At 65.3% G+C, this 21,812-nt stretch carries 16 protein-coding genes (1 of these 16 running past the window's edge); 10 read left to right on the top strand and 6 right to left on the bottom strand.

Annotated features, from left to right (window positions below; all coding sequences use genetic code 11):
• The first annotated feature begins 29 nt into the window (after window positions 1-29).
• Window positions 30-338, top strand: coding sequence for a non-heme iron oxygenase ferredoxin subunit (locus tag NX02_RS18170; protein WP_084717900.1), 309 nt, complete (start codon window positions 30-32; stop codon window positions 336-338).
• Between the two features lie 34 nt (window positions 339-372).
• On the opposite strand, the gene NX02_RS33920 is transcribed toward NX02_RS18170, so the two are convergent.
• Window positions 373-606: a Na+/H+ antiporter NhaA gene (locus tag NX02_RS33920; RefSeq protein ID WP_025293621.1), complete on the bottom strand. Its 234-nt coding sequence runs from the start codon at window positions 604-606 to the stop codon at window positions 373-375.
• Between the two features lie 253 nt (window positions 607-859).
• Between NX02_RS33920 and NX02_RS18160 the strand changes: the two genes are divergently transcribed.
• The 6 genes from NX02_RS18160 to NX02_RS18135 all read left to right on the top strand — a co-directional run bounded on the left by NX02_RS18160 (window position 860) and on the right by NX02_RS18135 (window position 5,398).
• The gene (locus NX02_RS18160) at window positions 860-1,231 is read left to right on the top strand and encodes a PRC-barrel domain-containing protein (RefSeq protein WP_025293620.1); all 372 of its coding nucleotides are present in this window, start codon (window positions 860-862) and stop codon (window positions 1,229-1,231) included.
• A gap of 73 nt (window positions 1,232-1,304) precedes the next feature.
• Entirely contained in the window at window positions 1,305-1,592 is a 288-nt protein-coding gene (locus NX02_RS18155; protein ID WP_025293619.1) for a hypothetical protein, read from the top strand.
• 68 nt (window positions 1,593-1,660) lie between these two features.
• Window positions 1,661-3,073: a L,D-transpeptidase family protein gene (locus NX02_RS18150; protein WP_245648635.1), complete on the top strand. Its 1,413-nt coding sequence runs from the start codon at window positions 1,661-1,663 to the stop codon at window positions 3,071-3,073.
• Window positions 3,070-4,383 carry a DUF2254 domain-containing protein gene (locus NX02_RS18145; protein WP_211258228.1) on the top strand — a complete coding sequence of 438 codons (1,314 nt, stop codon included), beginning with the start codon at window positions 3,070-3,072 and terminating at the stop codon, window positions 4,381-4,383. Before NX02_RS18150 ends, NX02_RS18145 begins: the two co-directional genes overlap by 4 nt.
• Window positions 4,383-4,844, top strand: coding sequence for an MgtC/SapB family protein (locus NX02_RS18140; protein WP_025293616.1), 462 nt, complete (start codon window positions 4,383-4,385; stop codon window positions 4,842-4,844). The genes NX02_RS18145 and NX02_RS18140 overlap by 1 nt, the downstream gene beginning before the upstream one ends.
• Window positions 4,845-4,891: 47 nt before the next feature.
• Window positions 4,892-5,398: a DUF421 domain-containing protein gene (locus tag NX02_RS18135; protein WP_025293615.1), complete on the top strand. Its 507-nt coding sequence runs from the start codon at window positions 4,892-4,894 to the stop codon at window positions 5,396-5,398.
• Between the two features lie 539 nt (window positions 5,399-5,937).
• On the opposite strand, the gene NX02_RS18130 is transcribed toward NX02_RS18135, so the two are convergent.
• Window positions 5,938-7,728 (bottom strand): gamma-glutamyltransferase family protein, encoded by a 1,791-nt coding sequence (locus NX02_RS18130; RefSeq protein ID WP_025293614.1) that lies wholly within the window; start codon window positions 7,726-7,728, stop codon window positions 5,938-5,940.
• 301 nt (window positions 7,729-8,029) lie between these two features.
• On the opposite strand from NX02_RS18130, the gene NX02_RS18125 reads away from it, so the two are divergent.
• Window positions 8,030-10,330 carry a TonB-dependent receptor gene (locus tag NX02_RS18125; protein WP_025293613.1) on the top strand — a complete coding sequence of 767 codons (2,301 nt, stop codon included), beginning with the start codon at window positions 8,030-8,032 and terminating at the stop codon, window positions 10,328-10,330.
• Between the two features lie 137 nt (window positions 10,331-10,467).
• On the opposite strand, the gene NX02_RS18120 is transcribed toward NX02_RS18125, so the two are convergent.
• Both NX02_RS18120 and NX02_RS18115 read right to left on the bottom strand, forming a co-directional pair.
• Entirely contained in the window at window positions 10,468-13,434 is a 2,967-nt protein-coding gene (locus NX02_RS18120; protein ID WP_025293612.1) for a M14 family zinc carboxypeptidase, read from the bottom strand.
• Window positions 13,435-13,547: 113 nt separating this feature from the next.
• Window positions 13,548-16,040: a TonB-dependent receptor gene (locus tag NX02_RS18115; protein WP_162232700.1), complete on the bottom strand. Its 2,493-nt coding sequence runs from the start codon at window positions 16,038-16,040 to the stop codon at window positions 13,548-13,550.
• A gap of 411 nt (window positions 16,041-16,451) precedes the next feature.
• On the opposite strand from NX02_RS18115, the gene NX02_RS18110 reads away from it, so the two are divergent.
• The gene (locus tag NX02_RS18110; RefSeq protein ID WP_025293610.1) at window positions 16,452-16,982 is read left to right on the top strand and encodes an Lrp/AsnC family transcriptional regulator; all 531 of its coding nucleotides are present in this window, start codon (window positions 16,452-16,454) and stop codon (window positions 16,980-16,982) included.
• Between the two features lie 60 nt (window positions 16,983-17,042).
• On the opposite strand, the gene NX02_RS18105 is transcribed toward NX02_RS18110, so the two are convergent.
• Complete coding sequence (locus tag NX02_RS18105) at window positions 17,043-18,422, bottom strand: glycoside hydrolase family 28 protein (RefSeq protein ID WP_158014065.1); 1,380 nt, start codon at window positions 18,420-18,422, stop codon at window positions 17,043-17,045.
• A 121-nt stretch (window positions 18,423-18,543) separates the two neighbouring features.
• Between NX02_RS18105 and NX02_RS18100 the strand changes: the two genes are divergently transcribed.
• Complete coding sequence (locus NX02_RS18100) at window positions 18,544-21,453, top strand: TonB-dependent receptor (protein ID WP_025293608.1); 2,910 nt, start codon at window positions 18,544-18,546, stop codon at window positions 21,451-21,453.
• 58 nt (window positions 21,454-21,511) lie between these two features.
• On the opposite strand, the gene NX02_RS18095 is transcribed toward NX02_RS18100, so the two are convergent.
• Window positions 21,512-21,812 carry the 3' portion of a type II toxin-antitoxin system RelE/ParE family toxin gene (locus NX02_RS18095; RefSeq protein ID WP_025293607.1) on the bottom strand. It continues 17 nt past the right edge of the window, so the window shows 301 of its 318 coding nt (coding positions 18-318); its start codon lies beyond the right edge, outside the window — the gene reads right to left on this strand; its stop codon occupies window positions 21,512-21,514.

Below are 21,812 nucleotides of genomic sequence, written 5' to 3'. Positions count from 1 at the left end.
TACAAAGATATGCTTCACTAGGGAATGACATGGCCGAAAAGATTGCGCTTTGCGAGGCCGGTGCGGTGGCGCCGGGGCAAATGGTGCGTTTCGAACCCGCCGGCGCGGATCCGGTGTTGCTGATCAACGACGCGGGCAGCTTCCGGTTGATCGACGATGATTGCACGCATGCGATCGCCTCGCTGGCGGAAGGGCGGCTGGAAGGCCATATCATCTTCTGCCCGCTCCACGGCGGCAGCTTCGACATCCGCACCGGCAAGGCGAAGTCGCTGCCCTGCAAGCAGGCGCTCGGAACCTACCCCGTCAGCGTCGAGAACGGGATCGTGTATCTGGGGTAGGGGGATCCGGTTCTGCTTTCACAAGTGCCGACATTCAGCGGGAGCCTGATCGAAATCGCAGAATGACCGACAGTGGATCGGTTGCGGTCTGGCCGTTATTGAGAACCAATCCGGCAGTTCTTGAGAACCAAAGTAGCGGCAAATCAGTGGTGTAGAATATCGGGATGATCAGCACCGCGCGCAGGTTATCGATGATCGCCAGCGCGGCCAGAAACACGCGCAGCGAGGCAGGTGCGAACCGGGTATCCACCTTGTCAAGCGTGGCCACACCACAAATTTACATAGTGTGGCGATCATTGACACAGCCCTTTCTTGAAAACACTGGAACAATGCGCGGGCCGACCCGTTGGCTTTTTGTTACCCCCGACGCTGTTTATTCAGGTGCGCCGCATGTGGGACGCGCCCCAACGTTCGCACCCTCGCGTTTCGTGCGGATGTCTGAATACAGCAGTCGCGCACCGGCTCGTGCCGGAAGGTCCGTTTGGACCTGACATGGGAAATCGCGGCGCAGGAGCAGATAAATGGAAAATACGCAGACCACCGATCGCACGGAAACCCATGACACCATCTCTTCCGAAAAAGTCGATGGCACCGCCGTATATGGCCGGGACGGTGATCAGATCGGCTCGGTGCATCATCTCATGATCGGGAAGCGCGACGGTCAAGTGCGTCATGCAGTCGTCAGCTATGGTGGTTTTCTTGGCATGGGCGAGGACTACTTCCCTCTGCCATGGAGCGAGCTGACCTATGACGAGCGCCGCGGCGGCTATATCGTCGATCGTGATATCGCCCAACTGAAGGATGGCCCACGCTATCAGCGAGATCGGGAGCCAAGCTGGGACCGCTCATATGACGACCAGCTGACCAGCTACTACGGTGTCCGCTTGATGTGACGACAGGCTGCCTCGTCTCCACCCTCAAGGTGGTGACAGGCATCGGTTTATGCCCGTTCAGGAAGGAATTGAGATGAAGATCGCCCTAGCCATCGGCACCGCGCTTTGCGCATTGACGTTTGCCAGCTGCAACCAGAGCCCAGCAGATAATCTGGCAGATCGCGTCGAGGACGCTGCCAACGAGCGCGCCGACGCGATGGAGAACCGCGCAGGTGCACTTGAAGACCGCGCCGAGCAAGTTCGCCAGACCGGCGAAGAGCGTGCGGATGCAATCTCGGCAGCCGACCGAAATGTCGCCGCGACGATGAGCCAGGAGCGCCGCGACGCAGTGATTGCGAACGAAGCGCCAGCGGTGCGATAATCGCGATGATAACTGCCGATCGCGTTCGCCGCCTGGCCTTACCGGCCGCTTGTCGTGCGATATTCCCTGTGCTGGCCGCCACGCTCACCGCGCCGGTGGCGGCTCAGACATCGGCAGTGCCGGCATCTGGCGTTGTGGCCGAACTTGCCAGCAGTTGGGACGAAGCGTCCCGACTCGCATTGCGTTCAGCGCTTGCCGACCGCGCTCGCCATGGCCTCGATCGTGTCGTGTTCCTGGAAGAGGGCAGCGCCGAGTCCGACGATGCGCTACGCGCTGCGGCGTTGCGCTACGCAGGGGCGCTCGGAAGGGGACTGCTCGATCCAACCCACCTGCATGATCCATACTCTTTGCCGCGCCCCATCGCCGATCTCGCGAAGCAACTGGACAACGCCCTTACCGAAGGGACGCTGCGCGAATGGCTGGCCGCCTTGGCGCCACGGGATGAGGAATATGCGCGGCTATCGCTGCGCTATCTCGAGCTGCGCGCGCTCCCGAGGGACGACGGCGACCCGGGGATCGGCAGCGGCCTGATTGAGGTTGGCGATGCGGACCCGCGCGTGTCGGCGATCGTCGAGCAGTTGGTGATGGGCGAATATCTTCCCCCCGACGCAGCACCCGACACGGAAAGTCCGCCTATCTATACCGACCGCGTTGCGAATGCCGTCAAGGCGCTGCAGCGCGACTATGGCATCGCGGCCGACCGGATCGTGGGGCCCGCAACGCTGCGCGTTCTCAACCTTGGCGCAGGTGATAAGGCGCGGGCGATCGCCGTCGCGCTCGAAAGGCGCCGCTGGTTGGAAAGAGAGCCGCCGGCTACCCGCATCGACGTCAACACCGCGGCGTCGCTGCTCCACTATTATCGCGAGGGTGTACTCGTCGACACGCGGCGTGTGGTGGCCGGCAAGCCCGGCACGGAAACCCCGCCGCTTCAGTCGCCGATCTACCGGCTCGTCGCCAACCCGACCTGGACGGTTCCCAAGTCGATTCAGCACGGCGAACTGGCGGGGGTCGGTGCGGCTTATCTGCAACGTCACAATATGGAGCTTCGAGGCGGCTGGATCGTCCAGCGCTCGGGGACGGATAATGCGCTCGGCCTGGTTAAGTTCGACATGCATAACGAACATGCCATCTACCTCCACGACACATCGGCGCCCGAGCTGTTCGAGCGCAGCCATCGCCATCGCAGCCACGGCTGCGTCCGCGTGGAGGATGCCTTGGGCTTCGCCCGGATGCTGGCCGAGGATCAGGGAATAACCGAGGCATGGGAAGCGGCACGGGGCGGCGGAGAACAGCAATTCGTTCAGCTCAGCACGGAGATCCCGGTACGTTTGATCTATCGCAACGTGTTCATCGACAAGGATGGTAAGGTGGCATTTCGCACCGATCCTTATGGCTGGAATGGTCCGATCGCAAAGGCGCTGGGCTTCGCCGAACGCGCTGACACTAAGTTGCGCAGTGACGAAACCGATATCGCCCCATGAACAAGCCGGTGAAGAAGGCTGGTGGAATGACCTCGCGCTGGCGCTGGGTGATGCGGCTGCTGTTGCGTCGCATCTGGTTCCGCGCGGCGCTGTTCTCGATTTCCTCGGTGGTGCTCGCGTTGCTGGCCGCGTTCGTGGCGCCTTTCATCCCTTATGAGATCAGCACCAAGATCGGCTCTGACGCCGTAGACAATATCCTGGGCATCTTGGCGTCGTCGATGCTGGCGGTCACTACCTTTTCGCTGACCGCGATGGTTTCGGCCTTTTCCGCCGCGAGTGGCGCGATCACGCCTCGCGCGACCCAGTTGCTCGTTGAGGACTCGACCGCGCAGAATGCGCTTTCGACGTTCATTGGCGCATTCCTGTTCTCTATTGTCGGGATCTGCGCGCTGTCGACTGGCATCTACGGCACCTCCGGCCGAGTTATTCTGTTCGCCGGCACCATCCTCGTCATCGCCGTCATCGTCATCACGCTGCTGCGCTGGATAGGGCATTTGGCGAGCTTTGGCCGAGTCGGCGACACGATCGATCGCGTGGAAAAGGTGACGCAGGCGGCGATAGCTCGATCGGGCTACAAGGTCGCCGTGGTGCCCGCCGAAAGTCCGGATACGCGCGGCAGGCGTTCGGTCCACCCCGAGAAGATCGGCTACGTCACGCACATCGATCTCAAGGCACTCGACGAGATCGCCGAGCGGCTCGGTTGTGCGATCGACATAGCGGTGACGCCCGGCGCGTTCGTGACGCCAGGTCGGGAGATCGCTTGGCTCGAACATGGTAACGACAAGAGCGATGTTGAAATCCGCGAGGCATTCACCTTTGATCATCATCGCCAGTTTGATCACGATCCGCGGCTCGGTCTGATCGTCCTTTCGGAAATCGCCTCGCGAGCCTTGTCGCCCGCGGTCAACGACCCTGGAACCGGGATCGCTGTGCTGGGCGCCGGCGTGCGGGTGATGGCCGCATTGCTCGCTGAGAGCCGGACTGGTGGTTCGGACAGCGCACACGTCCGGCTTCCTCAAATCAGGATCGACGACCTGCTCGACGACCTGTTCCGGCCTGTTGCGCGCGATGGCGCCGGCATCGTCGAAGTCGCGATCAAGCTTCAGCGCTCGCTTGCCGAGATCGCCGTGATGGCGCCTGCTGCACATGGCCTGCTGGCGGTACGGGCGGCGGACGCGCTCGCGCGCTGCCAGGCGGCGATGACCTTTGCCTCCGATCTCGAATGCGTTCGCGCCGTATACCGATCGCATTGGACCGCTCGGGCACCGGCGGCGGGCGGAGCCAATGCCGCATCGGAGATTGTCGCCTGATGGACACAGGCACATTCTCCCCCATCCATATCTCGTGGGCGGAAGCGCTGCTGCGCATCGGCGCGTCGATGCTGTTGCCGCTGCTGATCGGCATTGACCGCTTCCTCCGCCGCAAACCCATAGATTTCCGCCCGTTCGTAATCGTGGCGCTGGCGGCTTGCTCGCTGGCGCTGACGATCATGGAACTCGCCGCGCGTACCACCGGGCCTGACGTCGATCTCGGCCTCAGCCGCGTGTTCGCCGGCGTCATAACCGGCATTGGCTTCCTCGGTGCGGGCGCGATGTTCCGCGAGGAGAGCTACGTGAAGGGTGCTGGCTCCGCGGCGTCGATCTGGGCGGCGGGTGCGATCGGCTTGATCTGTGGCGTTGGCCTGCTGTGGCTTGCGACGCTGCTCGCGGGTTGCGTGTTGCTGGTCCTGGTCGTCAGCGCGCCACTCACTGGCAAATACGATGCCGACTGATGCGTCCCCGAGTTGGAGCGAATGCGTATCCGCAACGTTGGCCTGTCATGCTCCTTGACGATCTTGATGGCTTGCTGCGCGTCGCGGTCGTTTCGCTGCTGGCTTATGCCGCGATGGTTCTTGTCCTGCGGATCGCGGGCAAGCGCTCGCTCGCAAAGCTCAACGCATTTGACCTGGTTGTCACGGTCGCGCTTGGCTCGACGTTGGCCACCGTGCTGCTCAGCAAGGATGTCGCACTTGGCGAGGGCGTGCTCGCCTTCGCGGCGTTGGCGAGCCTGCAGTGGCTCGTCTCGCGAATATCGATCTCGAGCGCCTGGTTCCGAACACTCGTCCGCGCGGAGCCGCGACTCCTGCTTGAAAATGGCGAATATCGCCGCGGCGCCATGGCGCAGGAGCGTGTAACCGCCTCCGAGATCGACGCCGCTGTGAGAAATGCCGGGCACGGTCGGCTCGAAGCAGTAGCTGCGGTCGTGCTGGAGACTGACGGCAGCATGAGCGTCATCGCACGGGGTGCCGACGACGAGCTAACCGCGCTACGTTCGGTCGAGCGGTGAGGCGGCGGTCCGATCGCGCAGCTATACCCGGGCCTGCTCTCGCTGAACGTTTCGCCGTTCTCATCTTAGAACGAGACGCGGTCCAGCTTGGTAGCGACCACGCAAACCGGAGGCTGATCGGGGCCCGTCGCGCGACAGCGGATCGCACGTCCGTAAGGGAAGGACGCGATACGGCCTGCCAGCGCCAGCCGATAGCCGTCGCGCGGAATGACCGAAATAGGACGCAAAGCCGACTAGCCGGTCTGCGCGACCCGAATGGCGGATTTCAGCAAAAGCCGCCGCTCACATCAACGAAGCTAATGTCTTGAGCTGGTCGCGAGCTGCCGTTGCCCATTCCACGCATTAGCATGCTTCGCGGCAATCCCGGCCGTTCCGGCATATCGCTGGAACGCCGGAAACCGATTGTGCGTCCGATTGTGCCGGCAAGGACGGCATCGCACCCATTGCGACAGCAATGACCGTCGCCATCACAGGCGTAAGCCGGTGACGGGTCGCGCTCACGATCGGCGCCTGGGGCGATTGCAGACCTCGCGATAGAGTCACCGCCCCACGGCATAGGCCTGCATCAGCCGCGGCGTCGCCGCGGCGTGCAGCACGCCATCGGCGCTTCGCTCGGCGACGGTGAGCCGGCCCGCCGACCAGGCCGGGGCCTCGCGCAGGTCGTGCCCGCGGCGGGTGAGGTCGGCGAGGATATCGGCGCCATAATTCTCCTCGATCACCGCCACGCCGGGCAGCGCCTCGCGCGGGTAGAAGGATGAGGGGACGTGCAGGCTGTGGAACAGCGGCATGTCGAGCGCCTGCTGCAGCTTCATGTCCCCAAGGATCCGGCGCAGCAGCAGCACGAGCTGCCACTGGTCCTGCTGGTCGCCGCCCGGCGTGCCGCAGACCAGCGCCGGGCGCCCGCCGTTCAGCGCCAGCGTCGGGGTCAGCGTCGTGCGCGGGCGTTTGCCGGGGGCGAGGCTGCCGGGCAGGTCGGGCTCCAGCCAGAACATCTGCGCACGCGTGTTGAGCGCGAAGCCGAGGCCGGGGACGGTGGGGGAGGATTGCGGCCAGCCGCCGGAGGGGGTGGCGGTCACCATGTTCCCCCAGCGGTCGATCACGTCGATGTGCACGGTATCGCCGGGCTTCAACGTCGATTTGAGGTGCATCATCGTCGGTTCGCCGATGCCGATGCCCGCCGCTTCGGAGGTGGCGACGCGGATCTGCGCCATGCCGCGCCGCACCTGATCCTCGAAGCCGGCGATGATGCCGGGGCGGATCGCGTGGCTGGCCTGCGCATCGATCAGCGCGGCGCGCGCTGCGGCATAGCCGGGTGAGAGCAGGGCCGCCATCGGCACGTCGACGAAGGCGGGGTCGCCATAATAGGCCTCGCGATCGGCGAAGGCGAGCTTGAGGGCTTCGAGCACGAGATGGACGAAATCGGGCCCGCCGAGATCGACCGAGGCGATCCCCGCCGCATCGAGAATGGCGAGCGCCTGGAGCAGCACCGGGCCCTGGCCCCAGCTGTCGGTCTTGCACACAGTCCAGCCGGCGAAGTCGGTCTTCACCGGCGCCTCATAGCCGGCGGACCAGCGCGCCATGTCCTCGCCGGTCAGCAGGCCGGGATGGCGCTCTCCGCTCGCATCCATCAGCGGCGTGCGCGCGAACGCGTCGATCGCCTCGGCGACGAAGCCCTGGCTCCACGCGCGCCGTGCGCGGTCGATGCGCGCCGCGCGCGTGCCGGTGGTGCCCGCCTCGGCGATCAGCCTTTGCCACGTCGCGGCGAGCACGGGATTGCGGAACAGCGCGCCGGGCGGGGGCGGGGCGCCGCCGGGCAGCCAGATCCCGGCGCCGCTCGGCCATTCGGTCAGCAGCGCATCGGCGACATCGGCGATCGCGCGCGATGCGCCGGCAAGCAGCGGATGGCCGTTCAGTGCATAGCCGATCGCGGGCGCCATCACCTCGGCCAGGTCCATCGTGCCATGGTCGCGCAGCAGCATCATCCAGGCATCGAACGCGCCGGGCACCACCGCGGCGATCAGCCCGGATCCCGGCACCATGTCGAGCCCTTCGCCGCGAAACGCGGCGATCGTCGCGGCCGCGGGCGCGACGCCCTGACCGCACAGCACCTGCACGCTGCCGTTCGCTGCATCGTGGAACAGGATCGGCACCTCGCCGGCGGGGCCGCACAGATGCGGCTCGACCACGCACAATGTGAAGCCGCCGGCGACCGCGGCGTCGAACGCGTTGCCGCCGCGCTCGAGCATTCCCATCGCCACCTGCGAGACGATCCAGTGGGTCGAGGCGACGACGCCGAACGTGCCGCTGATCTCGGGGCGGGTGGTGAACATCGTGGGAAGATCTCCGGCCAGGTCTGCGGACGATCGCGGCACCGGGGCGTTTCCAGTGCCGCGATGGAGCAAACATCGTCATACAATAACACAATCGTACCTCGATCGCTTTGACAACCGTCAATTGCATCATTGCGGGCTTGCCAAGCGCAGAAGTTTGTATGACAGTCACACCGTCACATCGAAATCGGCCCCGCATGAACGGCGGCCGCACGATGAGAGCCGGTCGATCGCACAGGATCATCGGCGACGGGCCAGCAGGAGAACCAGGGAGAATGCATCGAGCAAGGGGTTAATCCAAATGGGTCAGATTCTCAGCCGCGTCCGCGGCCGTCAGCGCGCTTTCACGCTGATGGCGTCGGCGGCGCTGTCAGCGTTGCTCGCCGCCAGCCCGGCGGTCGCGCAGGACGCCGCACCCGATACGACCGCGGACGCGGTCGACGGGGGCGATATCGTCGTCACCGGAACCCGCCGCGGCGACGCGTCGGTCAAGAATACGGCGCTCGCGATCACCGCCTTTTCGGGGGAGACGCTCGAGCGCAGCCATGTCACCAGCCTGTCCGACATTCGCGCGCTCGATCCGTCGGTCAACATCCAGAGCTATGGCGCCGCCCAGACCAAGGTGGTGCTGCGCGGCATCGACTCGGATGTCGGCGCGACCTCGGCGCTCTACCTCAACGAATCCGCGGTGCTGGGGGGCACCGGCGGCAACATCCTGGGGGATGGCAAGCCGGGCATCCGCCTGCACGACATCGACCATGTCGAGGTGCTGAAGGGCCCGCAGGGCACCTTGTTCGGCACCGCGTCGATGAGCGGCACGCTGCGCGTGCTGACGCGCAAGCCCGAGCTCGACCAGTGGGGCGGCTCGGCCGAACTCGGCCTCTCCGCGGTCGAGGGCGGCAATCCGTTCGCCGAAGCCAGTGGGACGATCAACGCGCCGATCGTAGCCGACACGCTGGGCGTGCGCATAACCGGCTGGCTGGAAAGCGGCGGCGGCTTCATCGATCAGCGCCCGCGCGACGGCGTGGTGATCAGGAACGGCAACGACCAGTTCGTGCGCGGCGTGCGCGGCGAACTGCTGTGGCAGGCGGGGCCGGACCTGTCGGTGCGCGCGCTCGCCACCCATCAGGCGATCGACGTGGACGGCAGCCAGGCGTTCCAGACGGCGGCCGGCCCCTATCTCAACACGTCGCCGACGGTGGAGACCTACCAGGATCGCTACAGCCTGTTCTCGCTGACCGCCGGATATGATCTGGGCTTCGGCGCGATCATCGCCAGCGGCAGCTACAGCAAGCAGGACGTGCGCAACACCAAGGATTCGACGCCGACCAACATCAGCTTCGGCGTGAACGCGCCGCTGAACTTCGTCGCGAACATCGACTTCGAGGACTTCAACAGCGAGGTCCGTTTCTCCTCGGCGTTCGATGGTCCGTTCCAGCTGGTCGCGGGTGCCTATTACGAGCACACGGAGAGCGACTATCAGACCAACGCGATCCAGGCGCCCGACTTCATTCCCGCCTGCTTCACCTATGAGGAATGCAAGGCCAAGGGGCTGGCGGAGCCCGGCCGCGGCAACAGCATCTATGAGTTCGGCACGCTCACCCAGCGCAGGATCGATCAATATGCGCTCTATGCGCAGGCCGATTGGGAAATGGTGCAGGGCCTGACCGCCACGGTCGGCGCGCGCTATTTCCGCGCCGAGGTGCGCGATCTCGTCACCAACCTGCAGACCGTGTTTCCGGACTTCGTGTTCGGCATCGTCACGACGCCCAGCGTCACCGGCGATCGCGAGGGCGTGAACACGGAGCCGAGCTATAATTTCGCATTGCTGTGGGAAGCGACGCCGAACCTCAGCCTCTATGGCCGCGCCGCATCCGGCTTCCGCATCGGCGGCGTCAACACCGCCACCTCGCTCGCGGAGCAGGCCGGGGTGGTGTTCCCGGGCACCTATGATCCGGACAGCCTGTGGAGCTATGAGGTCGGCATCAAGGGCTATGCGTTCGATCGCGCCTTGTTCTTCGACCTTGCCGGCTACCGGGTCGACTGGACCAACCAGCAATTGCTGGCGAGTGCCGCGGGCGCGTTCGGTTACACGATCAACGCCGGCAAGACGGTGACCAAGGGCGTGGAATTCAACACCACGCTCACTTTGCCGCAGGGCTTCAGCGTCAACGGCAACGTCACCTATGTCGATGCCAGGCTCGCCGAAGATTTGCCGCCGGAAGTCGTCGCGGCCGGGACGTTCGGCAGCGACGGCGATCGCGTGCCGCTGTCTCCCCGCTGGTCGGCGGCGGCGACCGCCAATTACGAAACCGCGCTGGGCGGCACGCTGACCGGCTTCGTCGCGGGCAACATCACCTATCATGGCGACAGCTACAGCAGCTTCAGCCGCGCTACCGCGTTCGACACCTATCTGCCCGACTATACGTTGATCGGTGCCCGGTTCGGCCTGCGCACCGAGGGGGGCGTGGAATTCACCATCTATGGCGACAACCTTACCAACGCGGCGCCCTATCTGGGGGTGATCCCGTCGCAGGATGGCGTGCGCATCTTCACCGCGCGTCCGCGCACGATCGGCGCCCGCGTTCGCGCCCGCTTCTGATCGCACCCCACGCATGACTTCGGGCGGCTGGCCGGAAACGGCCCGCCGCCCGCCGTTTCGGGACGCGCGCGTCGGTGCGCGTGGGTGTGATCCAGCCGGCGCGGGCGGCTCCGCCGCCGCGCGCCCGCTTCAGCCGATCAGGGCTTGGGCGCCGGCGCGCCGGCGTCGAGATGATCCCAATTGAGGATGGTGTTGAAGCCGAGCATGTAGTTGCCCTGCGTCTGCGATCGCCAGAAGGGCCTGAGTGCGAACAGCACCATATGGCCCTTGCCGCTCGGCAGGTCGACCACCAGCGGCTTGTTGCTGAGCGCATCGCCGCCCGAAAGCAGGCCGCTGAGCAGCATGTCGCTCGACTTGGCCGGGAAGGACATAACGACGCGCGGCAACTGGGTCGGCTCGGCACCGAAGGAGCGCGAGGCCGGCTGCTGCATCGGGCCATGGTCCGCCGGCGCGACGGCGACGGGTTCGCCCACGCCCGGCGTCCATGGCGAGAGCGGTGCGGAGGCGACGTTCGGCGTCAGGTTCTGCGCCAGCCGCGCGCCCGCCGAGTTCGGATCGACGGCGCCGCCGCCACGGCTCTCGCCGCGCGACACGGTGAGAACCGGCGCCTGCGAGAAGTACACCGGCAGTTCCTTCTGGTCATAGCCGTAGACGATCGGGCTCTTCCGATCGACGATCACGCCGCGCATGACCGAGCCCTTGTTGTAGAGTTCCGGCGGCGTGGTCACGGTGATCCCGGGGGTCAGGCCGAAGGCCGAGAGCATCTCGACGGTCGAACCGTCGGCGAGCAGCGTGCCGCCGCCCTGGACGAAGCTGCGCAGCGCCTCCAGCCCCTCGCCGCCGAGGCCGCCGCGAATATCGTCGGCGGAATCGAGATTGCCCAGGTTCGGGGTCAGCGCGGTCTTCTTGTAGGGGATCGGATCCGGGCCGTTCATCGGCAGGCCCACGAACTGCTCGCGCGCGCCGACCGCGACGGTGGGATAGATCAGCACATCATATTTCGCGCGCAGGTTCTGCCGCTGCTTGAGCGTGGTGTCGGCGAAATAATCGTAGGGGATGCCATATTTGTCGAGCGCGAGGCGCCACCAGCCCTCGTCCTGCGTCCGCAGCCAGGAATGGACATAGGCGATGCGCGGCGCGGTGAGGACATGGCTGGCGACCGCGGGGGCGGCCGCGATCGCCTCGCCCTTCACGCCCAGGCTGCGCGCGAGCTGGTCGACGGCAGCGCGATCGGCGTTGGGCAGGATGAAGCTGCCGGCGGCATAGCGCCGGCCGTTCGCCTCGAACGGTGCGTCCGCCGCCAGCATCCGCACGCCCTTCAGCTTGAAGCGCAGCGACACCAGCGCATTGTCGCCGGTATGATCGAACACGATCACCGGGCCGCTGCCGGTCACGCCGCCACGCAGCGCGATTTCGCCCGCGATCGGCGCCAGCGGCTGCGAGAAGACGGCCGGGTCCTTGATCGTCTTCATGTCGACGTTGCGCATATAATGCATGGTCCAGCCGGTATCGTCATAGGGACGCGGGTTGGACGCCGGATAGTTCTGCACGCTGAAATACATGTCGAGCAAGGTGCGGTAGGGCTGGTCGGCGCGGATCACATAGTCGCCGGCCGCCACCTGCACGCCGCCCGCGGTGAAGGCCTGCGTCGCGGTGCTGACCTCGACGCCCTGCCGCACCAGCGTGTTGAGCATGTCGATCGCATTGTCCGGCGCGTGCTGCGCGGCGGGCACGACATAGGCATTGACCGCGCCGGTCCTGCCGATCTCCACCGCGTTGCGGTTCTTGATCCAGTAATTCTCCAGATAGGTCGCGCGATCGTCCGCCACCTTGTTCAGCGCGAACAGGATCGCCGATTGCTGGATGTTGACGTTGTTGCGCGGGCCCCAGTCGACCGAGGGCAGCGGCGGGTTGGGGCGATACCATTCCTTGCTGGTGGTCGCCGGCGGCAGCTTCAGGCCCTTGGTGATCTCGGGGCCATAGCTCTGCACCTCGTAGAAGCGGCCGAAGCCGTTGTGGGTCTGCGCCACCCAGAACAGATAATTGGGCACCCAGCCGTCGTAGAAGCCGCCGGTCCACACGCCCGGCACGCCGCGCTTGGTCAGTTCGGTGACCTCGGTCTCGGCCAGCAGCCACCACTCGCCCGGCTGGATCGGATCGAGCTGCGGGTTGTAGGGGCCGCCGCCGGTCGACGCATAGAGATAGGCGACCGACTCGTGCAGGTCGTGCAGCACGGTCGGATGCCAGTCGAGCACGCCCTTGGTGACGTTCTGGGTGAGCTTGAGCGCCTGCCCCATGCCGTCGCGGTTGTTGTCGTGCGCGACATAATGGCCCCAATACATGAAGGGCGGCTTGGGCTTGCCGGTCTTCTTGCCATAATAATAGGTATCGACCAGCCGCTCGCGACCATCGACCTCGACCACCGGGGTAATGAAGGTGATCACATTCTCGCGGACATTCCTGATGAACGGCGTGTCCTCGACCGCGAGGCGGAAGGCCAGCTCGATCAGCGTCTCGGGCCCGCCGGTTTCGGACGAGTGCAGGCCGGAGGTCAGCCAGTAGATCGGCTTGGCGGTCTTGATGATCTCCGCCGCCTTCGCCGCGTCGGTGCGGCGCGGATCGCCCAGCGCGGCGAGCTGCGCCTTGTACTGGTCGAGATTGGCGATCGTCGCCTCGTCGGCGATCGCCAGGACGACCTGTTCGCGGCCTTCCTCGGTGGTGCCGAGCGTCATCAGCTTCACGCGCTTCGACGTGCGGGCGAGCTCGCGATAATAGCGGTGGATGTCGGCGGCATAGGTGAGTTCGCCGGGCGTGCCGGGAATGCGGCCGAAGAATTTGAGCGGCGAGGGCACCGTGTCCGACGCCGGCATATGATCGACCAGCTCGGTGGTGAAGCGCTTGTCGACGAGATGCTGCGCGATCAGCCTTGTATATTCGGCATCCTGCGGCTGGGTCAGCGGGGTGAGGCCGGAGGGGACGGCGGCGCCCGGCGGTCCGAGCGTGGCCGGCGACGGCGCCTGGGTCGGGGACTGCGATCGGGCCGGCAAGCCGGAGAACATGGTCGCGGCAAGCGCCGCGGACGTGATCGAGAGACGGACGCGCATCGAGAATCCCCTGCCTTGAACGTTTGTCTTCATCTGGTTCGGGCGGCCGGCGCCGGGCCCGTCGTGCAGCGGCCGCCGACGCTCCTGCGAGCGTCGGCGGTGTCATCGGAAGATCAGCGGAACTTGACGGTCGCCTGGACGCCGATGACGCGCGGCTGCGTCACCTGGGCGAAGCTCGGCCGGATCAGCGCGCCGTTGTAGCGGTAGGAAAGCTGCGTCGCGCTCGCCTGGCCGTTGGTCAGCGAGGTGAGGCCGAGCTTGTTGAACACATTGTTCGCGAAGACATAGATGCCCCAGCGTCCCTCGTCCTTTTCGAGGCCCAGCCGCAGGCCCACCGTCGCGAAGCCCGGCAGCGTATAGAGCGCCTCGCCGCCCGGCGTGCCGGCCGGGCCGTTGGGGTAGGCGGTCGCATAGCGCGCCAGATCGTAGGTGGTCAGCGATTTGCTGCGATAGGCGAGGTCGGCATGGGTGATGATCTGCAGATCATCCTCGAGCGGGATCGTGTAGTCGGCGGACCCCTGGATCGTCCATTTCGGCGAATAGGGGATGCGGTCGCCGTCGCGCCCGGCGGCGATCGTCGCGCAGCCGGTCGTGCCGGGAATGAACGGGATCGGGCACTGGGTGATGCCGCTCGGCAGCGACTGGTCGCCGCGCAGCTTGGCGTCGATATAGCTGCCGGACACGCGCAGCGCGAGCCCGTCGAGCGGGAAGAAGGAGGTGTCGAGCTCGATGCCGCGGATCCGCGCCGGGCTGGAACTGTTGGTGATGAAGCCGAAGGCGTTGTTGAAGCTCGCCGAGATCTGCATGTCGTTCCAGTCCATCTGGAACGCGTCGATGTTGACGATCACCTTGCGGTCGAACCATGAGGTCTTGGCGCCGATCTCATAGGCCCACACCGAGTCCGAGGAATAGACCGCGGCATAGCTCGGCAGGCCGAGCGTCTGGTTCACGCCGCCCGGGCGATATCCCTGCGCCGCCGTCGCATAGAGCATGAAGTCGCGGTTGAACTTGTAGTTGGCGCCGAACTTCAAAAGCGTGCCGGTCTCGTCGCCGCTCGCCGTCAGTTCCCCCTGGCGGGAGTTGCCGGCGATGTAGCTCGGCACCAGCACCGCCGAGGTCGTGTCCTTCATATATTTGAAGTAGCGCCCGCCCGCGGTGACGCTCAGCGCGTCGGTGATGTCCCACGTCGCCTCGGCGAAGCCGGCGATCTGTTCCAGCCGGTCGTCGATCGTGCGGTCGAGGCCGGTGAAGTTGGTGCCGACGATGTAGGTATCGCCGCTCGCGAAGCCGTTCGGATAGTTCTGCAGGCCGGTGACAGGGTCCGACCGCTCGAGGATGGAGCGCGTGAAGTTCTTGCGGTAGCTGTGATAGAAACCCACCGTCCACTTGAATGCATAGCGATCGTCGGCGAGCCGGATTTCCTCGGTGTTGGTCTTGTTCGACTGCGGCTGGTAGGTCGACTGGATGCCGTAGCTGTTGACCAGATTCTGGTAGCCGGCGCCGTCGCAGGTCGTGTTGACCAGGTAGCCGGACTGGCAATCGGCAAGGTAGCGGCTGTACCCGGGGATCGCGGTGGGCGCACCGGTATAGCTCGGCACCAGCCCGTTGGTCTGGTTGACCGTCTGGTAGCGCGAGAAATAGTTCGTATAGTCGAAGCTGTATTTGAGGTTGCGTTCCGAATAGGATGCGGTCGCGGTCAGCGTTGCGAAGCCGACATCCCAGTTGAGTGTCGCCGCGGCGAGCTTCAGCTCGTCCTCCTGCGGCTGCCGGATCAGCAGCGACTGGTCGTAGCGCTTGTTGGTCAGCAGATATTCGGTGTAGTTCCAGTCGGAACGGGCGCCGGTGCGGTTCTGGTACACGCCCAACAGGTCGAGCGTGATATCCTCGATCGGCTTGATGCGCACCGTCAAACGGCCGCCATAGCTCTCGCTGCCGTTGATGTCCTTGAAGCCGAGAACGCTGTTGTCGACGAAGCCGGCCCCCTTTTCGTAGAAGCCGACCACGCGGGCGCCGATCTTGTCCTCGATGATCGGCACGTTGACCATGCCGTTCATCTGATAGCCCAGCGATCCGCCGCTGCCGTCGATCGTCGTCACCTGCCCGTCGACCGCGCCTTCGTAGCGGTCCAGCTTGGGCTTGGCGAAGATGATGCGGATGGTGCCGCCCATCGAGCTCGCGCCATAGAGCGTGCCCTGCGGACCGCGCAGCACCTCGGCGCGCTCGACGTCGAACAGGCGCAGGCCGGGCAGGGTGCCGCCGGCGTCGTTGGAAACGCCGCCGGTGCCGCTCAGCGGAACCTCGTCATAATAGAGGCCGACCAGCGGTTCGCCGGTCGCATAGAGGTTGCGGATGATGACGCGGCTGCCGCCGTTCGAGCTCTCGTTGATGACGAGGCTGGGGGCGACGCGGCCCAGGGCGTTGGAATCGGTGATGTTCTGCCGGGCAAGCGACTCCGATGTCACCGCGGAGATCGAGATCGGCGTTTCCTGGATGCTCGTCGAGCGCTTCAGCGCGGTGACGATGATATCGCCGCCGCCCTGCTCGACGGGTTCGGATTGCGGCGCCTCGGCCGTCTGCGCGTGCAGCGCGCTGGCCGTGCTGAGCACGGATACCCCGAGCAGAATCCCGGCCCGGCGAAACGGAAACGAAACAGCGATCATAATTGGTAGCGCCCCCTTGTTGTAACGGGACGAACCTGGCGCCCCGCACCATTCCCGATCACCGGCGGGGCCCTTGCCCCTGCCGACATCGTCGCCTTCCTGCTCCCCGAACATGCGGTCTTGCGCCGCTTCCTGTAACCAATGAGAAACCGAACTGACATTTTGCGCAACACTAAAATAATATATTTTAACACTATAATATGGCGATATTGCGCTACGGATTCAGCGATATGGAGCGAAATGCGCTACGCGCCGGCAATGCAGCAATGCAGACGGATTCGGAACGCGGCCGGGCATCTTGATCCGCCCCGCATCCGGGCTATGGTTTCCCGGCCCGGCGTGGGGAATTCTCCGATCATGACCGCCAAGCTCGATTCCTTCGATCTCCGCATCCTCCGGATTCTCTCGCGGGACGGGCGGATCAGCTGGCGCGATCTTGCCGACACGATCGGCTTGTCGCTGACGCCGACGATGCGGCGGGTGCGCCGGCTGGAGGAGGAAGGCTATATCCTCGGCTATGCCGCGCTGCTGGACGAACGGCGGCTCGCAGGCCGGATCGAGGCACTGATCTCCATCAGCCTCGATCGCCAGTCGGACGCGGCACGGATCACCTTCGAGCGCAGCATCTGCGAGATGCAGGAGGTCACCGACTGCTTCCAGACGACCGGAGACCATGATTATCTGCTGCGGGTCGTCGTCACGGACCTCGATCATTACCAGATCATGCTCAGCGCGCTCTCCCGCATCCCGATGCTGTCGCGCATCAACTCCAGCTTCGTGCTGAAGACGGTGCTGCGCCGCGCGTCGCCCCTCTCTTGCGGTGAGGACGGCTACACGCCCGAGGTGGATCGGAGCGGCCGGCCGTCTGCCCCGATCGATCCGACTTGAAGCGGCCCGGCACCGCCCCGGTCACCGGACCCGGCCGGTCGCGAGAGCGCGCATTTAGGCTCAACTGCGCACGACGACCGCCGGCGCGCCGTTCACCCGCACATTCTCCAACGTCAGCCGTTCCACGCCGCGCGCGATCAACTGGCTGCGCCCGGCGTCGAGCAACGTCACATCGATGTCGCGCAGCGTGATGTCCGAAATCGCGGTGGTCGCGTTGCCTGAGATGTTGCCGAAGCCGCGCGTCGTTCCCCGCACATCCTCGATCAGGATGTTGCGGATCACGCCGCCGGGCGGCTGCGCCGGCACCTTGGTGCCGTGGATCAGGCGGGCGTTGACGATCAGGCCGATCGCCGGATCGTCGGCGCCGAAGGTCTTGGGGTTGGGCAGCCCGTAGAACACCTCGCCGCGGTGCCAGAAGGCATAGGGCGTCGGCGCGGGCGCGAGACGGACGCCGCGGACATGCAGCCGCTCATAGACCTGCCCCGGCGTATCCGGCCGGATCTTGAAGCGGACCGTCGGGATGTCGCCGACATTGGTGATCCGCTCCACCTTGATGTCGCGCATGATCGTGCCGTTGCTGCCGAAGGTGATGCAGCCAAGCCCATATTCGAACTGGCAGTCGTGGATGTGGATGCGCTCGGTGGGCGGCGCTTCCGCATAGGCGGCGGCCCCCGGCCCCTGCGTGCCCTTCAGCGCGATGCAGTCGTCGTCGACCGAGAAGCGGCAATGCCGCACCGTCACATCCTGGCAGCTGTCGAGATCGATCGCGTCGCTGCTCGGCGCGCGGATCACGTGCGGCACGTCGAAGCCGCATGTCTCGATCACGGTGCGCGTGCAGCGGTAGAGATGAAGGTTCCAGAAGGCGGCGTCCTTGAACGCCACGCCGCTCACCAGCAGGTCGTCGCAATCCTGCAGGAACGCGATCTGCGGGAAGGGATATTTGACCTCCTGGCCCTCCAGGCTCTCCTTCGGTACCGAGAAGAACATGCGCCAGAAGGGCTCGCCATGGCCGTCGAGCGTGCCGGGGCCGGTGATGCGCAGCCCCTTGAGGCCCCGGGCGTTGACCAGCGCCATGCGCAGCGGCTCGGGATAGGCCTCGCAGAAGCGCCGCATCACCAGCGGATAATCCTCCAGCCTGTCGGAACCCTTAAGCACCGCACCCTTGGCGAGTTCGAGGTGGGTGCCCTGTTTGAGGAAGATCGATCCGCTGAGAAAAGTGCCCGCCGGCACCACCACCGTTCCGCCGCCCGCCGCCGCACAGGCATCGATCGTGTTCTGGATCGCCCGCGTGTTGATGGTGACGCCATCCGCCTTCGCGCCGTAGCGCGTGATCGCAAATCGCCGCGACGGTGTCGCCGCGATGCTCGGGAAGGCCGGCAGCGCGCAAAGCAGCCCGGCGGTCGGCACATGCCCCAGAATCTCTCGCCGCGATCGTTCCAAAGGTCCTCTCCCCATAAAAAGGCTGCGACGCATGCAGCTTTAAATCTTGTCTTACAGGTTATTCTGTCTTACAGGTTTGTCCACCTTAGAAAGCGAAAAGCTGCATTTGGGGGAGGTATCGATGGAAGAATCGTTTCGACTGCTTTCGAATCGCCGTGGCACGGTTTCCGCTCTGGCGCTCTCGATGGGCCTTTTGATGGCGGCGGCGCCGGCGTTCGCGCAGGGCGCGGCAACGCCGCAGGACGGGCAAAGCGACGCCGAAGCCGCGCCGCCGGAGGCGCCACCGGCGACCACCGACGACATCGTGGTCATGGGGTTCCGCCAGTCGCTGACCAACGCGCTGGCGATCAAGCGCCAGGAAACCGGCGTCGTCGATGCCATCACCGCCGAGGATATCGGCAAGTTTCCCGACTCGAACCTGGCCGAATCGATGCAGCGCCTGCCCGGCGTCGCGATCACGCGCGGCGATGGCGGCGAGGGGCGCACCATCTCGGTGCGCGGCCTCGGTGCGCAATTCACCCGCGTTCGCCTGAACGGCATGGAAGGCGCGAGTTCGACCGGATCGTCGGACATCCGCTCGGGCTATGTCTCCTCGCGCTCCTTCGATTTCAGCACCTTCGCATCCGAGCTGTTCAGTTCGCTCTCGGTGCGCAAGACCAGCTCGGCGGATGTCGAGGAAGGCTCGCTCGGCGCGACCGTCGACCTGCAGACGCCCCGGCCGCTCGACATGAAGGAGGATTTCACCCTGTCCGCCAGCGCGCAGGGGACCTATGACGATCTGCGCGAGCGCGTCAGCCCGCGCTTCACCGGGTTGGTCTCGAAGACGTTCCTCGATGGCACGCTCGGCATCTCGGGCTCGATCGCCTACACCCGGCGCTACACGCGCGAGGAAGGCTATTCGGCGATCGACATCCTGCAGGGCAGTCTCAACCGTTTCTGCTCGCCGGTCGGCTATACGCCGCAAAGCCCCGCCAACAGCAGCAGGAATGGCAGCGATGCCGCGAACTGCTCGACGGACAATCCTCGCCTGCCGAACACGCCGACCAACGCGGCCAACTATGCGCTGGTCGACAATGCCGGCACCTTCATCCCGCGCAGCCCGCGCCTGATCCGTTCGGACCAGGATTATTCGCGCCTCGGCGCGACATTGACGCTGGAAGCGCGACCGTCGGACCGCACCCGGGTCGCGCTCGACGGCCTGTTCTCGCGCTATGACGTGACGCGCAGCGACCAGACGATCACCGCGATCTCCTTCTCGCGCAACGCCGGCCAGCATGGCAGCGCCGAAAGCTCGGTCGTCGATGCGGAGCGGGCGGACGACGGCACGCTGACCTATGGTCTGTTCAACGGCGTCGATCTCACCAACGATCTCACGCTGACCAAATTCACCACCACCTTCGGTCAGGTCAATCTCAGCGCCTCGCACGATTTCGGCGGGGTCAAGCTGGATGGCTATGTCGGCATGTCGCGCACGATCGTCGATCGGCCGATGCGCACCCAGATCGGCATCTTCGCCAACAATGTGAACGGCTTCTCCTATGATTTCCGCGATGGCGGGCGCATCCCCGACATCGGCTGGGGCATCGACGTCACCAATCCGGCCAACTTCACCTTCGCGCCGCCGCTGGCCGACAACACGACGCGCGGCACGCTGGCGCTCACCCGCGGGCGCGACGAGACCAACAACACCACCGCCGAACTCAATGCGAGCTGGGATATTCTGGAGGGCGTGACGCTGCGCGCGGGCGGGCAGTATCGCCAGTCCGAATATGAGACGCTCAGCCGCAGCCGCGTGACGCAGAACCTCGCGCCGCTGCTTCCCGCGGGCACGAGCATGGCCGATCTCACCTCGCCGCTCACCGGCTTCGGCAGCTCGCTGCCCGGCACGACGATCTCTGGCTGGGCCGCGCCGGACTATGACAAGTTCGATTCGGTGCTCGGCTTCTCGAGCGAAAGCGGGATCTACGCGTTCCAGACGACGACCGACGGCAGTCTCAAGGAAACGATCAAGTCCGCCTATGGCATGATCGAGTTCGATACCGACGCGCTGCCGGTGCGGCTGCGCGGCAATGTCGGCGTGCGCTATGTCCATACCGACCAGGTCGGGCAGGGCTCGCTGGCGGGTTCGCCGCTGACGCTGTCGCGCAGCTATGAGGATTGGCTGCCCTCGGCGACGGTGGTGGCGGACATCACCGACAATCTCATCCTGCGCGCCGCCGCCGCCAAGGTGATGACGCGTCCCGAACTGTCGGACCTGCTGCCGGGATCGGTGTCGATCGCGCTCAACACGCGCACCGTGTCGAGCGGCAATTTCCTGCTCGAGCCGATCCGCGCCAAGACCGCGGACGTCTCGCTCGAATATTATATCGGGCGCAGCGGGATCATCTCGGTGGGCGCCTTCTACAAGGATATCGACACCTTCATCCAGACGCTCCAGCGCAACATCCCCTTCGGCGAAACGGGTCTGCCACTGTCGCTGCTCGCGGGGTCGGACAATGATGCGAGCACGATCTTCACCGTCTCCAACAAGACCAATACGCCGGGCGGTCCGTTGAAAGGCATCGAACTCAACGGCCAGCTGGGCCTCGATTTCCTGCCCGGCTTCCTGTCGAACCTCGGCATTCTCGCAAACTACACCTATGTCGATTCGAAGATCACCTATTGCACCAACACCACCTGCACGACGACGGTCCGCAACGATCTCGTCAACCTGTCCAAGAACGCGTTCAACGGCACCATCTATTATGAGGACAGCAAGTTCAGCATTCGCGCGAGCGGCTCCTACCGCGACAAGTTCCTGCTGCGCGTCCCCTCGGGCCGCGCCGGCAGCGACGTGCAGGGCAATATCTCCGCCTTCTTCCTCGATGCCACCGCCTCCTACCAGATCACGCCCGAAATCCGGGTGACGGTGGAGGCGCAGAACCTGACCAACCAGGAACTCGGCTTCTTCATGGACTCGGGGCGCCAGAACCCGCTGTACAGCTCCTATAGCGGACGGAAGTTCAGCGCCGGCGTGGCGGTTCGTTTCTGATCCTCCGGGGGGAGGCTTGCCTTGGGGCAGGGCTCCCCCTGTGCCTGGACCGGCGCCCTCAGCCGCGATCCTCGCGGAACCGGTCGAGCTGATGCATGCGCTCATGCAGGATCGTCACGATGCCGACGGCACCGTCCGAAAGGCTGCGCCAGTAGATATAATGGTGCCGGTGCCGCGTATAATGGCCATCGATCCCGAACTCTGCCGGAATCGCGCGCCAGATGATGTCGCGCGCGGCGATCCGGCCGAAGCAATCGAACAGCGCGCGGACATAGGTTTCCGCCTCATCCTCGCTCCATCGGCTGCGCGTGTAGGCGTAGATCTCGTCGATGCGCCCGCCGGCGATCGCCGAGACGCGA

The sequence above is a fragment of the Sphingomonas sanxanigenens DSM 19645 = NX02 genome, assembly GCF_000512205.2.
Lineage (GTDB): Bacteria > Pseudomonadota > Alphaproteobacteria > Sphingomonadales > Sphingomonadaceae > Sphingomonas_D > Sphingomonas_D sanxanigenens.
The sequence above is the reverse complement of the archived record's forward strand: the minus strand, read 5'-3'. Positions and strand labels throughout refer to the sequence as shown.

Bases quoted from the DNA above. Each gene is read 5' to 3' on its own strand.
- NX02_RS18170 (WP_084717900.1), top strand. From the start codon at position 30: ATGGCCGAAAAGATTGCGCTTTGCGAGGCCGGTGCGGTGGCGCCGGGG.
- NX02_RS18160 (WP_025293620.1), top strand. From the start codon at position 860: ATGGAAAATACGCAGACCACCGATCGCACGGAAACCCATGACACCATC.
- NX02_RS18155 (WP_025293619.1), top strand. From the start codon at position 1,305: ATGAAGATCGCCCTAGCCATCGGCACCGCGCTTTGCGCATTGACGTTT.
- NX02_RS18145 (WP_211258228.1), top strand. From the start codon at position 3,070: ATGAACAAGCCGGTGAAGAAGGCTGGTGGAATGACCTCGCGCTGGCGC.
- NX02_RS18140 (WP_025293616.1), top strand. From the start codon at position 4,383: ATGGACACAGGCACATTCTCCCCCATCCATATCTCGTGGGCGGAAGCG.
- NX02_RS18135 (WP_025293615.1), top strand. From the start codon at position 4,892: ATGCTCCTTGACGATCTTGATGGCTTGCTGCGCGTCGCGGTCGTTTCG.
- NX02_RS18130 (WP_025293614.1), bottom strand. From the start codon at position 7,728: ATGTTCACCACCCGCCCCGAGATCAGCGGCACGTTCGGCGTCGTCGCC.
- NX02_RS18125 (WP_025293613.1), top strand. From the start codon at position 8,030: ATGGGTCAGATTCTCAGCCGCGTCCGCGGCCGTCAGCGCGCTTTCACG.
- NX02_RS18120 (WP_025293612.1), bottom strand. From the start codon at position 13,434: ATGCGCGTCCGTCTCTCGATCACGTCCGCGGCGCTTGCCGCGACCATG.
- NX02_RS18110 (WP_025293610.1), top strand. From the start codon at position 16,452: ATGACCGCCAAGCTCGATTCCTTCGATCTCCGCATCCTCCGGATTCTC.
- NX02_RS18100 (WP_025293608.1), top strand. From the start codon at position 18,544: ATGGAAGAATCGTTTCGACTGCTTTCGAATCGCCGTGGCACGGTTTCC.